Origin of the sequence: Citrobacter sp. 21OH12SH02A-Citro (assembly GCF_027919895.1) — a bacterium.
GTDB classification, from domain to species: Bacteria; Pseudomonadota; Gammaproteobacteria; order Enterobacterales; family Enterobacteriaceae; genus Citrobacter; species Citrobacter braakii.
Map to the genome: position 1 here is coordinate 4,628,069 of NZ_CP114801.1, position 12,916 is coordinate 4,640,984.

A 12,916-nucleotide genomic window follows, 5' to 3' on the forward strand; every position below is an offset into this window, starting at 1 on the left:
TTTCCACCAAAACAGTCTAAACAGCCAGTTTTTCGAGCGTCTTAAAGCCATAACGCTGCAGCACGGGCAATAATTGTTCGGCTTCTGCCGTCATTGCCATGCAGAATGCGACATTCTCATCAGTTGATTTCGCGTCTGGCGCTTCATGTTCTAATAACCAGGCCGTACGACGCGCAATCGCGGCACCAGAATCCACCAGCCGCGTCCCCTCAGGCAGGACCTGTAAAAGTTCTTCCCGTAATAGAGGGAAATGGGTGCATCCGAGCACCACCGTGTCAGGTGGTTCCGACATCCGCAGCCAAGGGCGCAGGACACGACGCAGTTCTTCCAGAGAAACGGTTTCACCGTGCAGCTTCGCTTCCGCCAGTTCCACCAGTTCAGCGGAACCCAGCATCGCTATCTGACATTCGTTAGCAAACCGTGCAATCAACTCATGGGTATATGAACGCTTCACCGTTGCACGCGTAGCCAGCAGTCCCACCACACCATTCGCCGTGAGTCGCGCCGCCGGTTTAATAGCAGGCACCACGCCCACAACCGGAAAGGCAAATTTCTCACGTAATGCAGGGAGCGATACCGTGCTTGCTGTATTACACGCGATGACCGCAAGAGAGAGGGGATAGCGCTGCTGGACCGCAGTCACAATCTCAACAACACGTTCGACGATAAACTCCTCGCTCTTCTCTCCATAAGGAAAGGCGACGTTGTCGAAAGCGTATATATAGTGGAGATCCGGCAGAAGACGCCGGATCTCGTCATAGACCGACAACCCACCGACGCCGGAATCAAACACCAGCACGGTGGGACGCGGATCAGAAAGTGTAGCTGCCAGACAAGGTGTATTCCCGTCCTGCAGTTGCGTAGCCATAAACTGTCTCGTAATCTTTATCGAACAGGTTGGCGATTTTACCACGAACTGTCAGCTGTGAGGTGATTGGATATGACACGCCAAGATCCCACAGGCTAACCCCACCCATTTTTACCGGCTGGTAGGTTACGTAGTCAGTGTCATAACGCGTTCCCAGGTAATGATACGTCAGGCCCCAGTCAAAATCATAAACCTGCCAGTCGAGCTGGTACTTCACCTGGTTCTTAGAACGCCGTGCGAGCGGCTTGTCCGTAATCGCATTGCGCGAATCGACATAATCGTAGCTCAGCGTATGTGCCAACGGCCCGGTATCAAAGTTTGCGGTCGCTTCCACACCTTTAATACGAACTTTACCTTCGTTAAAGTATTTCTCGGTATGCGGGTCGTAATCGATCATGTCGTCAATATCATTACGATATCCGGATACACGCCAGTTCACGCCCGCCGTTAAGCCTTCAAACGCCCCTTCCCATTGCTTACTTTGCTCAGGATCCAGGTTCGAATTACCGTAATAACCATGCAACTGTCCGAGATTAGGCGCTTTGTAAGATGTACCGTAGGACGCAATAAAACGATAGCCTTCAAAAAACTCCCATCCGGCACTGGTTTGCCATGTGCCATGACGACCAAATTCGGAGTTATCATCACTGCGCGCCGCACCTTCAAAGGTAAAGTCGCCCAGTTGCTGCAACCCGGTCAGGTAGAGACCCGTATTACGCTGATCGTAACCGTCCGTGACATACCCGGTGCCAGGCGTCGTGGTTTGCTTTTGCCAGTCAACGCCTGCGCCTACGTTACCGTGACCAAGCACCATACTGTTGGACCACTGAACATTATATTGCTTCATATCATCCAGTGTGGCCGAGGAGTCATAGCGGCCATAATCCGGATCATAGTTGTAATCTTTACTATGGCTATAGCTGGAAACCAGTTGTGACTGGATAAGTTCGCCATTAAAGCGCAGCCCGGCATCCCAGCTTTGGCTATAGAGCTGACGGGTATCCACTAACGGCGTCCCAGGATAATAATACGCGTCATAATCTGTTCGGTTATCATAGCCGTAGCCGCGAACAAACCCGCTCCATGTATCGGAAAAGTTATGTTCCAGCGCGCCATACAGCGTCTTACTTAAGAAACCGTCTTTGTCGGGCTGAGCCTGAGAGCCAGTGCTACCGTATGCGACAACATCAAAACCTTTGGTATAGGCATAATCGCCCATTAGTGTGACGCGCGTATTTTCGCCAAGCTGTTGTTGGGTTGAGACATCGTAATTCTGATACCCATTGCTCCCCACACCGGCAGTGAGTTCCGTCCCCGGCTTTTCACGCGTAGTAATGATATTCACCACACCGCCAATCGCATCAGAACCATAAACCGCCGAACGCGGCCCACGAATGTATTCGATACGTTGCACTAACGAGACGGGGAACTGGCTAAGATCGGCTGCGCCGCTAACCCCTGCCAGGTTCAGACGCACGCCGTCAATCAACACCAGCACATGGCTGGCGTTGGTACCGCGAATAGAAATAGACGAATTTTGTCCCATACCACCGTATTGGGCGATATCCACGCCCGGCAGGCGACGAAGCACATCATTGACGGAAGTGGATTGCCAGCGATCGATATCCTGACGCGTAACAACGGTGATAGGGGCAAGTACAGCGCTACGAGGCTGCTGAAAACGGTTGGCAGTGACGACGAGAGTATCTGGGCTAGTGTCCTGCGCCCAACCCGAAAATGCTGTGACGGACAGTGCCGTGCACAGCAACGATTTTTTAATCATTGTAAAGCATCCACAATATAAGAAGGATGCCGCAGGTCCCACCGATAGTACGCGATGATGAAAACCAGATGCGACGTTAGCCGGCAGGTCTTCGGGCTTGGAGGCAACTTAAAGAGATGATGACTTCCCACGGCAAGCCGCAGTGTCTGCACCAGGTGCGCTCATCTCCTACCTTCCTTACCGCTGCGCGTCAGCTCCAGATTCACACTGGATTCCCTTTTAACTCACAGGACCGGAAAACGGATGCTACAGTTTGTTACAACCTGGTGTCCAGACCGTGCATCACAATATCGGAAATCATCAATGACTGGACATCTGTTGAGCAATCCCTACAATCCCCGCGTACTTTTATTTTTCAGGACGCATCATGACCCCCGAACACCTTCCGACAGAACAGTACGACGCCCAGTTAGCTGAAAAAGTAGTGCGTCTGCAGAGCTTAATGACGCCATTTTATGCACAGGCTCCGGAAGTGTTTCGCTCGCCGGTCAGCCACTACCGTATGCGCGCGGAATTTCGTCTGTGGCATGACGGGGATGATCTGTACCACATCATGTTCGACAGCCAGACCAAAAGCCGTATCCGCGTCGACAGTTTCCCGGCGGCCAGCGAGCTTATCAACACGCTGATGACGGCAATGATCGACGGTGTTCGCAACAACCACGTCCTGCGCCACAAACTGTTCCAGATTGATTACCTCACTACCCTGAGCGATCAGGCGGTGGTATCGATGCTGTACCATAAAAAGCTGGATGATGAATGGCGTCAGGAAGCTGAAGCGCTGCGGGATGCGTTACGGGCGCAAAACCTGAACGTGCATCTGATTGGCCGGGCAACCAAAACCAAAATCGAGCTGGACCAGGATTACATTGACGAACGCTTGCCGGTTGCGGGTAAAGAGATTATCTACCGCCAGGTTGAGAACAGCTTCACCCAGCCGAATGCCGCCATGAATATTCAGATGCTGGAATGGGCGATTGATGTCACCAGGGGATCAAAAGGCGACCTGCTTGAGCTGTACTGCGGCAATGGCAATTTCTCGTTAGCCCTCGCACAAAACTTCAACCGCGTGCTGGCCACTGAAATCGCTAAACCGTCCGTGGCTGCTGCGCAATACAACATTGCGGCTAACCATATTGATAACGTACAAATTATCCGCATGGCGGCCGAAGAGTTTACTCAGGCGATGAACGGGGTTCGCGAGTTCAACCGTTTGCAGGGAATCGATCTGAAGAGTTACCAGTGTGAAACCATTTTCGTTGACCCACCGCGCAGCGGTCTGGACAGCGAAACAGAGAAAATGGTGCAGGCGTACCCGCGAATTCTGTACATCTCCTGTAACCCGGAGACATTGTGTAAGAACCTGGAAACGTTAAACCAGACGCACAATGTTTCACGCCTGGCTCTGTTCGATCAGTTCCCGTATACGCACCATATGGAGTGCGGAGTATTACTGACCGCCAAGTAAATGATGTCCTGGCCGGGGGCGCTTCGCTTGCCCGGCCTACAAATATTACTCCACGATTTCCTGTCTACGGTTACGCACTTTAAAGCCGATCCAGAACACCAGAATCACTGACAGAACCGCCGGGAAGAAGTTAGAGCCAATATCCGGATATTCAGCGCGTACCACAGTGCTGTACAACAGAACGCCGAGAATAAAACAGGCGGCGGCCAGGCCCGGTAACCCCACAGGCATGGTGCGGTTTTGATAGCGTTGATGCAGACAATAAACCGTCAGCACCAGCGAAATAATTGGGAAAACTGAGAATGGCACAATGGAGCTAAACAGCGCCGCAAATGTGCCATTGATCGATAAGCCAGCAACCAGCGCCAGCAGCAGCGTACCTTTATCTTGACCTGACTGTTTCATTGCTCGTCCTTCTCGTTACTCGGAGTGATGCGTCATCTTCTCTTGTTCACGGCGGTACCAATAAAATGCGCCCTTCGCGATCATGCGCAGTTGCAATACCAGCCGTTCTTCCAGTTGTCGACGCTGCTCGGCGCCAACATCCAGTGCTTCTGCCCCGGCGCTGAACACAATGGTGACCATGGCTTCGGCCTGCGCTTCAGTAAACGCACGAGGCATATGGTTTTCGAGTTCGAGATAGTCCGCAAGTTCCGCAATGAAGTGCTGAATTTCACGAGCGACCGCTGCGCGAAACGCTGCGGAGGTTCCCGAACGCTCGCGCAATAATAAACGGAAGGCGTTGGGATTGTTGCCGATGAACTCCATAAATGTTGAGACCGAGGTGCGGATCACACTCCCGCCCTTCGCGATACGCTGACGCGCCTGACGCATCAACTGACGCAGCATCAAACCACTCTCATCCACCATCGTCAGGCCGAGTTCATCCACATCGCGGAAATGGCGATAAAACGAGGTTGGCGCAATGCCCGCTTCACGAGCGACTTCGCGTAAACTGAGGCTGGCAAAACTACGCTCAGCGCTGAGTTGACTAAATGCGGCTTCTACCAGCGAACGCCGGGTTTTTTCTTTTTGTTGCGCTCTAACGCCCATCACGATGTCTGAATCCTTCCACATACCTTGCTGGCACTATACCAGAGATTAGGCGGTTGGCATGGCTTTGTGAATGATTGTTTACGCGCAGTTTGTGCTTCGGGTTCGCAAAAAAGCACAACGATAATTGGGTTATCCTGACAACGATGTTACTATTCTGTTGCTTTTATGTATAAGAACAGGTAAGCCTGACCATGTCACATTCCTACGATTACGATGCAATAGTAATAGGTTCCGGTCCCGGCGGCGAAGGCGCTGCAATGGGTCTGGTTAAGCAAGGAGCGCGCGTCGCGGTGATTGAGCGCTATCATAACGTCGGCGGAGGCTGTACCCACTGGGGGACCATCCCGTCGAAAGCCCTCCGCCACGCCGTCAGCCGTATTATTGAATTCAATCAGAACCCACTTTACAGCGACCACTCCCGACTCCTTCGTTCTTCTTTCGCCGATATTCTCAACCACGCTGATAACGTTATTAATCAGCAAACGCGTATGCGGCAAGGATTTTACGAGCGCAACCACTGTGAAATTTTGCAGGGAAATGCCCGTTTTGTTGATGAACACACACTCGCCCTTGAATGCCACGACGGCACGGTGGAAACGCTGACCGCGGATAAGTTCATCATCGCCTGTGGTTCACGCCCTTATCATCCGGTGGATGTCGACTTTTCCCATCCCCGGGTTTATGACAGCGACTCTATCCTGAGCCTGCACCATGAACCCCGCCATGTTTTGATTTATGGCGCGGGAGTAATTGGCTGCGAATATGCGTCGATCTTCCGTGGAATGGACGTCAAAGTCGATTTAATCAACACCCGCGATCGTCTGCTTGCGTTCCTCGATCAAGAGATGTCCGACTCGCTCTCTTACCACTTCTGGAACAGCGGAGTGGTCATTCGCCACAACGAAGAGTACGAGAAGATTGAAGGTTGCGATGACGGCGTCATCATGCATCTGAAATCCGGTAAGAAACTGAAAGCCGACTGCCTGTTGTACGCCAATGGCCGTACCGGTAATACCGATTCGCTGGCGCTGGAAAATATTGGGCTAAAAACCGACAGCCGCGGACAGTTGAAGGTCAACAGCATGTACCAGACGGCGCTGCCGCACGTGTATGCCGTAGGAGATGTGATCGGCTATCCGAGTCTGGCATCGGCGGCCTACGATCAGGGACGCATTGCCGCCCAGGCATTGGTAAAAGGCGAAGCTACCGCGCATCTGATCGAAGATATCCCGACCGGGATTTATACCATTCCGGAAATTAGCTCCGTCGGGAAAACCGAGCAGCAGCTCACGGCCATGAAAGTTCCATACGAGGTTGGCCGCGCCCAGTTTAAACATCTGGCACGTGCGCAAATCGTGGGTATGAGTGTCGGAACGCTGAAGATCCTGTTCCATCGCGAAACGAAAGAGATTCTGGGGATCCACTGCTTTGGGGAACGCGCGGCCGAAATTATTCACATCGGTCAGGCGATAATGGAGCAAAAAGGTGGTGGTAACACCATCGAATACTTCGTTAACACCACCTTTAACTACCCAACCATGGCGGAAGCCTATCGGGTAGCAGCGCTAAATGGCTTAAACCGCCTGTTTTAACGCACTGTCGAAATGGCCATCCATTGACCCACGGATGGCCTCTGCCAGCTGTTCATAACGGCTGCGCAGCGGCGAACCTGGACGATACACCAGGCCAATCGTACGGCGCGGTTCAGGCTTGATGCAGGGCAGATAGACAACGCCATCACGCTTACGCTCCGGCGGCACGGCCAGCGCAGGCAGTAAGGTAATACCGCTGCCTGCCGCCACCATGTTACGCAGCGTTTCCAGACTGGTCGCCCGGAAATGGGTATCCTCATCAGCACCCGCTTCAAAGCAGAAGCCCATCGCCTGATCGCGCAGGCAGTGGCCATCCTCTAGCATCAGCAGTTTCTCACCCGCCAGATCGGACATCGGCACACAGTCGCGGTTTGCCCATGGGTGATCTTCATAGATCGCCAGCAGCATAGGCTCATCAAATAACGGTACTTCGATGAACGCCTCACTCTCTTTCACCAGCGCCAGAATGACGCAGTCGAGCTTACCGCTATCCAGTTGCGCCAACAGCTGATGCGTCTGCGCCTCATGGAGATACATTTCCAGTTTTGGGAAGGTCTGGTGCAACATAGGAATAATATGCGGCAGCAGGTATGGCCCCACCGTTGGGATCAAACCAATATGCAGCGGTCCAGACATTGTCTCGCCTTGTTGGCTTGCCATCTCCTTGAGCACTTTGACCTCGCGCAGCACGGTGCGCGCCTGATCCACCAGCAGTAAACCTGCCTGAGTGAACAGCACTTTGCGACTCGTACGCTCCAGCAGCATGACGCCAAGCTCATCTTCCAGCTTGCGGATCTGTCCGCTCAGCGTTGGCTGACTAACGTGACAGGAGTCTGCCGCTCGTCGGAAGTGACGATGTTCGGCTAGCGCCACCAGGTATTCAAGATCACGAATATTCATTATTCATCCTCCATCGCCACGATAGTTCGTAGCGATAGGTAGAATAGCAACGAACGATTATCCCTATCAAGCTTTCTGTTTAATAATGCACCACAGAAACGGAACGGTACCCCTTTAACCCTTGAAGCTACTGTCCGTTTTGAGAGTTTCTCTCATACTCGAAATAACTAAAGCCAACGTGAACTTTTGCGGACCTTGAGTCCGCATTTTTTTTGCGCCCGGCGCGAATACATTCAAAAAAATATATACAAAATATAAATTACATATTCCCATCAGATTATTTAAATTAAAACCATATTAAATTAAAATAATCAAAAACATTTTGTATCATTTATATATTTGACGCCCTGTCAGGTTCATAAATAATAACCGCGCGATATTCAATATATGGCAAATCGCAAGAACACTCGTTTCTTCGCCACTCTAATTATTTAGAGTACATTCACCCATATTTTTCTAATATTTATCGAATGGAATCTTTTATGAAACTCAATACTATTTCGCGATATTTTCTCGCGGCAGGCCTGATGTCGTGCGCCGCAAACGCATTCGCTCTGGAAGCCTGGAGCGGTCAGGCAGGTGGAAACACCATTGAAGTTATTTTTGACAGTAAAGTTTATAGTAACCGCTGGTATGTAAATGCCGATAATTGCCCACAGGGCGCGTCAGCTGAAAACTGGGATAATCCGTGGAGTTATGTGCGCGATGCCACAAAAGCGGAAATCGATCAATATGGCAACCCAACCACTTGTGAATCCGGGAGCGCCACGCCTGTTGCCCACGACGCATTCAGCGCCGAAAAAGATTATGCCAAAGATGATATTGTCGCTTATCAGGATGTGACATATGAAGCGTCCAGGCCCATTCCGGCTTATTCCTTCACCCCAGGTGCCGACAATCCGTGGAAACTCTATACGCCAGTACCCGACTGGCGTTCCAGCCAGGTTTACAACAAAGGGGACGAGGTCAAAGTTGACGGCCAGTCTTATGAAGCACTGTACTATACCGTTGGCGAAAACCCTTCTATTGCAGGTAACCAGAACCCGACCGGCACCAATGGCCGTCCGTGGAAACCGTTAGGCCCAACGGTCGAATTCACCCAGGAACAATTTAAGAATGCCCCACAGATCAATTCCATTGCGTTTTACGAACCCGGCAAACTGGCGGTGTACAAAGGAACGCCTTTTGTCGCTCAGACGAAAGTCAAAGGCGTTATGCCGTATGATAAAAACCCATGGGCAATTTATACCAACTGGACTGGCACCAAAGAGCGCGTAGGGACGCCGAAGAATCCGTGGCCTGCCCACGTTTATGCACCATACGTCGACTTTAGCCTGAACAGCATTCCGGATCTGGCGAAACTGGCGAAAGAGCAAAACATTACCCACTTCACCATGGCGTTTGTCGTCGCGAAAAGTGGCGAGCAGTGCATCCCAACCTGGGGTACGGCCTATAATCTGCAGGATTACTCACAGTACAGTAAAATAAAAGCGCTGCGTGAAGCCGGTGGCGATGTGATGGTTTCCATTGGCGGAGCGAATAACTCCCCGCTGGCGGCTGCCTGTAAGAATGTGAAAGATCTGCAAAAACTCTACTACGACATTGTTGATAACCTGAACCTGAACGTGCTGGATTTTGACATCGAAGGCACATGGGTGGCCGATCAGGATTCCATCGATCGCCGCAACCAGGCAGTAAAAGAGGTTCAGGCTCAGTGGAAAGAGGAAGGTCGCAAAGTCGGTATCTGGTACACCCTGCCGATTCTGCCGACCGGTCTGACGGCTGAAGGTCTGTATGTGCTGGAAAATGCGCGCCATGTCGGCGTTGAGCTGGCTGGTATTAACGTAATGACCATGGACTACGGTAATGCCGTCTGCCAGTCAGACGGTACCGAAGGGCAGAACATCCACGGTAAATGCGCCACGTCCGCCATCGACAACATGTTCACCCAGTTGAAGAAAATCTGGCCAGAGAAATCTGACAAAGAGATCAACGCCATGATGGGCACCACCCCGATGATCGGTTACAACGATGTACAGGGCGAAGTGTTCTATCTGTCCGATGCGAAACTGGTGATGGACGACGCGAAAAAACGCAACCTCGGCATGATTGGCGCGTGGTCGATGACGCGCGATCAGCCGGGCGTGGCGAAGCAGGTCAGCCCGGAGCACAGCGGCATGACCGCACAGCAGGCACCGATGTACGCATACAGCCAGGTATTTGCGCCGTTTACGCATGACAATTCCGCAGATGAAGCGTCTACCGATCTTGCCGGTGATGTGAAAGCGGTTTATATCGATGTTTTTGATGGTCAGCAGCGCATCAATGTAAATTTCGATACCAGCAAGCTGAGCGGCAGTAACAGTTACTCGGTAGATGTGGATGGTAAATATGCCTTCTCTACCTCCGGCAACAGTGTCTACTACAGCTACCGTTCTAACTACGGTACGCAAAGCACGGTACGGACCGGTGGCATGTCCTACATGTTAGCGCCAGGAAAAGTGATCACCGTTAAACGTACCAATCCGAATCCTGAAATCCTGGCACAGCTCACTGTGACGAGGGATATGCAGGAAGGTAACAATCCGGTCAAGGATGCCGGTGAAGTGAAATCGTTGACGGTTAAAAAAATCAACGGCGTACCGAATGTGGTTGTTGATTTTGACGCCAAAGCGCTGGGCTGGAAAGCAGCGAACGGTTCTGCGTGGGTCGTGAAAGTGATGGGTGACGCGAAAAACGGTAACTACATCTTCAGTTGTGACAACGGTAACTGCTATTACAGCTCTGTCAAAACAGCGGGAGATATCACCACGGTAACGTCTGGTGAAAGAGACATCTCCGAAGGTGAAACCATTGTCGTTGAACGTGTTACACCGAATCCGGCAACCGTCGCCAAACTGGTTGTTACGAAAGATATGCTGAAATAATCCTTTTCGCATAAAGTCAGAACCCCGTCTGCTCACAGCGACGGGGTTCTTTTTTTTTACACCAGCCGCGCCTTCGCGTAGTCGATCGCCTGCGCCACCTGCTGTGGCGACACGCCGCCTTTCGCCGCACGTTTATCCAGGCACGATTGCAACGAGAGGATCGGATAAACGTCATCGCCAATCACCTGACTGAACTTTTGTAAGTCAGCAAGCGATAGCGCTTCCAGCGGTTTGCCCTGACGAATCGCCTCGACCACCGTCTCACCCACAATATGGTGTGCTTCGCGGAACGGGACGCCTTTTGCTACCAGATAATCCGCCAACTCGGTGGCGTTAGCATAACCCTGCTGCGCCGCGTCCTGACAACGCGGACGTTTCACCTGAATGCCATCCAGTACCAGCGCAGCCATATGCAGACAGTCCAGCCAGGTGTCGAGCGCATCGAACAGCCCTTCTTTGTCTTCCTGCATATCTTTGTTGTACGCCAACGGGAGACCTTTTAAGGTCATCATCATGCCGGTCAGCGCACCCTGCACGCGACCGCATTTGCCACGGATCAGCTCCAGCGCATCCGGGTTTTTCTTCTGCGGCATCAGAGATGAACCCGAAGTTACACGATCGGACAGCTCGACAAAGCCCGCTTCGCCGGTATTAAAGAAAATCAGGTCTTCAGCAAAACGCGACAGGTGCACCATGCCGATAGAGGCGTTGGAGAGTAACTCCAACACGTGGTCACGGTCAGAAACACTGTCCAGACTGTTACGCGTCGCCGAGGCAAAGCCCAGCCAACCGGCCAACTGCTCGCGATCGATTTCATACGCCGTACCCGCCAGCGCGCCGCAGCCCAGTGGACTGACGTCCAGGCGTTTGAGCGAATCCTGCAGACGGCTCTCGTCACGCGCCAACATTTCGACATAGGCCAGACACCAATGAGCAAACGTCACCGGCTGCGCACGTTGCAGGTGGGTGTAACCCGGCATAACGGCGTCCTGGTTATTCTCTGCCGTCACCACCAGCGCACTTTGCAGCTGACGGTTGGCCGACAGTAATTCAATAACCGTGTCTTTACACCACAGTTTAAGATCGGTCGCGACCTGGTCATTACGGCTACGTCCGGTATGCAGTTTTTTACCAAGCTGGCCGACTTTATCAATCAGCTTACCTTCCACCCAGCTATGAATATCTTCGGCATCGCTTTGCAGGATCTGTTGCGGATTAACGCGAACCTCTTCCAGCAGAGTGTTCAGCGCATCTTCCAATTGCAGTTGTTCATCGGCAGTCAGTACGCCGACCGTTACCAGCGCTTTAGACCAGGCCACAGAGCCGACAATATCCTGTTCTGCCAGGCGGTAGTCAAAACGCAACGAGTCGTTGAACTGTTTGAACCGCTGATCTGCTGCCTGTGTAAAACGCCCACCCCAAAGTGCCATAACTTGCTTCCTTAATATCTTGAATTTCAACGCCGGATGGCGATTAGCTTATCCGGCGTACAGGTTCGGTTCACGTAGGCCCGATAAGGCATAACCGCCATCGGGTACAAAATAGTTTACGCTAAAATCCGCGTGCCAATTGGCATGCCGTTAAACAGCGCCGGAAGTTGCTCGGCATGACGCCAGGAGGCAATATCCACAGGACGACCCAGCGTGCGCGCGGCATCCAGCGCCGCATTGACCTTCACGATCATGCCGTCAGTAATAATACCTTGTTCAATCAGTTGTTCCGCTTTCGCGGCGGTCATTTCGGCAATACGCTGGCCTTTACCATCCAGAATACCGCTTACGTCAGAGAGCAGGATCAGATCCGCACCCAGCGTTGCCGCCAGCGCCGTTGCCGCCTGATCGGCATTAACGTTCATCAGCAGTCCGTCTTCAGTAACGCCAATGGAGCTAACTACCGGCAGAAAACCGCCTTCCAGCAGTGTGTTAATCAGCTTAGGCGAACCCGGCTGCGCCAGTCCAACATGACCCAGCGCTTTATCGAGCGGCGTCACTTTTACGCTATCGCCATCACCAAGATACAGACCCACGGATGCGATGTGGTGCTTTTTCGCCCAGGCCAGTAAGGTTTTATTCGCTGTTCCCGCCAGGGCACCGGTAATAATGTCAATTTGATCGGCTGGCGTGACGCGCAGACCATTTTTCTTTTTCACCGGCAGGTTCAGCTGCTTCATAAGATCGTCAACCACGCAGCCGCCACCGTGCACAATGACCAGCGGTCGCTGGTGCGACTCACGATAATTCACCAGTGCGGTAAACAGACGCTCCAGCGCCTCTTCGCTATCCAGTAAAACGCCGCCCAGCTTGATAATTAATGGATTCATCG

At 52.3% G+C, this 12,916-nt stretch carries 10 protein-coding genes and 1 riboswitch; of the genes, 3 read left to right on the top strand and 7 right to left on the bottom strand.

Annotated features, from left to right (window positions below):
* Positions 1 to 16: 16 nt before the first annotated feature.
* Positions 17 to 868, bottom strand: a complete 852-nt coding sequence (gene murI / locus O6D90_RS22285; RefSeq protein WP_016157938.1) for a glutamate racemase — start codon at positions 866 to 868, stop codon at positions 17 to 19.
* Positions 813 to 2,651, bottom strand: a complete 1,839-nt coding sequence (gene btuB, locus O6D90_RS22290; protein WP_016157937.1) for a TonB-dependent vitamin B12 receptor BtuB — start codon at positions 2,649 to 2,651, stop codon at positions 813 to 815. Before btuB ends, murI begins: the two co-directional genes overlap by 56 nt.
* Positions 2,652 to 2,716: 65 nt before the next feature.
* Positions 2,717 to 2,903: riboswitch (cobalamin riboswitch) on the bottom strand.
* 115 nt (positions 2,904 to 3,018) lie between these two features.
* On the opposite strand from btuB, the gene trmA reads away from it, so the two are divergent.
* Complete coding sequence (gene trmA, locus O6D90_RS22295; RefSeq protein WP_016157936.1) at positions 3,019 to 4,119, top strand: tRNA (uridine(54)-C5)-methyltransferase TrmA; 1,101 nt, start codon at positions 3,019 to 3,021, stop codon at positions 4,117 to 4,119.
* Between the two features lie 45 nt (positions 4,120 to 4,164).
* Here trmA and O6D90_RS22300 read toward each other — a convergent pair whose 3' ends face one another.
* Together O6D90_RS22300 and fabR are read right to left on the bottom strand one after the other, a co-directional pair.
* Positions 4,165 to 4,524 (bottom strand): YijD family membrane protein, encoded by a 360-nt coding sequence (locus O6D90_RS22300; RefSeq protein ID WP_016155292.1) that lies wholly within the window; start codon positions 4,522 to 4,524, stop codon positions 4,165 to 4,167.
* 15 nt (positions 4,525 to 4,539) lie between these two features.
* A complete protein-coding gene (fabR, locus tag O6D90_RS22305; protein ID WP_003028862.1) occupies positions 4,540 to 5,175 on the bottom strand; it encodes an HTH-type transcriptional repressor FabR in 636 nt (211 codons plus the stop codon).
* A 191-nt stretch (positions 5,176 to 5,366) separates the two neighbouring features.
* On the opposite strand from fabR, the gene sthA reads away from it, so the two are divergent.
* Positions 5,367 to 6,767 (top strand): Si-specific NAD(P)(+) transhydrogenase, encoded by a 1,401-nt coding sequence (gene sthA / locus O6D90_RS22310; RefSeq protein ID WP_016155291.1) that lies wholly within the window; start codon positions 5,367 to 5,369, stop codon positions 6,765 to 6,767.
* Here the strand turns inward: sthA and oxyR are convergent.
* Positions 6,750 to 7,667, bottom strand: coding sequence for a DNA-binding transcriptional regulator OxyR (gene oxyR / locus O6D90_RS22315; protein ID WP_003028858.1), 918 nt, complete (start codon positions 7,665 to 7,667; stop codon positions 6,750 to 6,752). The genes sthA and oxyR overlap by 18 nt on opposite strands.
* A gap of 482 nt (positions 7,668 to 8,149) precedes the next feature.
* Here oxyR and O6D90_RS22320 point away from each other — a divergent pair, with 482 nt between their 5' ends.
* Positions 8,150 to 10,594 (top strand): glycosyl hydrolase family 18 protein, encoded by a 2,445-nt coding sequence (locus tag O6D90_RS22320; protein WP_047415545.1) that lies wholly within the window; start codon positions 8,150 to 8,152, stop codon positions 10,592 to 10,594.
* A 56-nt stretch (positions 10,595 to 10,650) separates the two neighbouring features.
* On the opposite strand, the gene argH is transcribed toward O6D90_RS22320, so the two are convergent.
* Both argH and argB read right to left on the bottom strand, forming a co-directional pair.
* On the bottom strand, positions 10,651 to 12,024 hold the full coding sequence (argH, locus tag O6D90_RS22325) for an argininosuccinate lyase (RefSeq protein WP_016157934.1): 1,374 nt from the start codon (positions 12,022 to 12,024) through the stop codon (positions 10,651 to 10,653).
* 116 nt (positions 12,025 to 12,140) lie between these two features.
* On the bottom strand, positions 12,141 to 12,914 hold the full coding sequence (argB, locus tag O6D90_RS22330) for an acetylglutamate kinase (protein ID WP_016155288.1): 774 nt from the start codon (positions 12,912 to 12,914) through the stop codon (positions 12,141 to 12,143).
* Positions 12,915 to 12,916 lie beyond the last annotated feature (2 nt).

Bases quoted from the DNA above. Each gene is read 5' to 3' on its own strand.
- murI (WP_016157938.1), bottom strand. From the start codon at position 868: ATGGCTACGCAACTGCAGGACGGGAATACACCTTGTCTGGCAGCTACA.
- argB (WP_016155288.1), bottom strand. From the start codon at position 12,914: ATGAATCCATTAATTATCAAGCTGGGCGGCGTTTTACTGGATAGCGAA.
- O6D90_RS22320 (WP_047415545.1), top strand. From the start codon at position 8,150: ATGAAACTCAATACTATTTCGCGATATTTTCTCGCGGCAGGCCTGATG.
- sthA (WP_016155291.1), top strand. From the start codon at position 5,367: ATGTCACATTCCTACGATTACGATGCAATAGTAATAGGTTCCGGTCCC.
- oxyR (WP_003028858.1), bottom strand. From the start codon at position 7,667: ATGAATATTCGTGATCTTGAATACCTGGTGGCGCTAGCCGAACATCGT.
- argH (WP_016157934.1), bottom strand. From the start codon at position 12,024: ATGGCACTTTGGGGTGGGCGTTTTACACAGGCAGCAGATCAGCGGTTC.
- trmA (WP_016157936.1), top strand. From the start codon at position 3,019: ATGACCCCCGAACACCTTCCGACAGAACAGTACGACGCCCAGTTAGCT.
- btuB (WP_016157937.1), bottom strand. From the start codon at position 2,651: ATGATTAAAAAATCGTTGCTGTGCACGGCACTGTCCGTCACAGCATTT.
- O6D90_RS22300 (WP_016155292.1), bottom strand. From the start codon at position 4,524: ATGAAACAGTCAGGTCAAGATAAAGGTACGCTGCTGCTGGCGCTGGTT.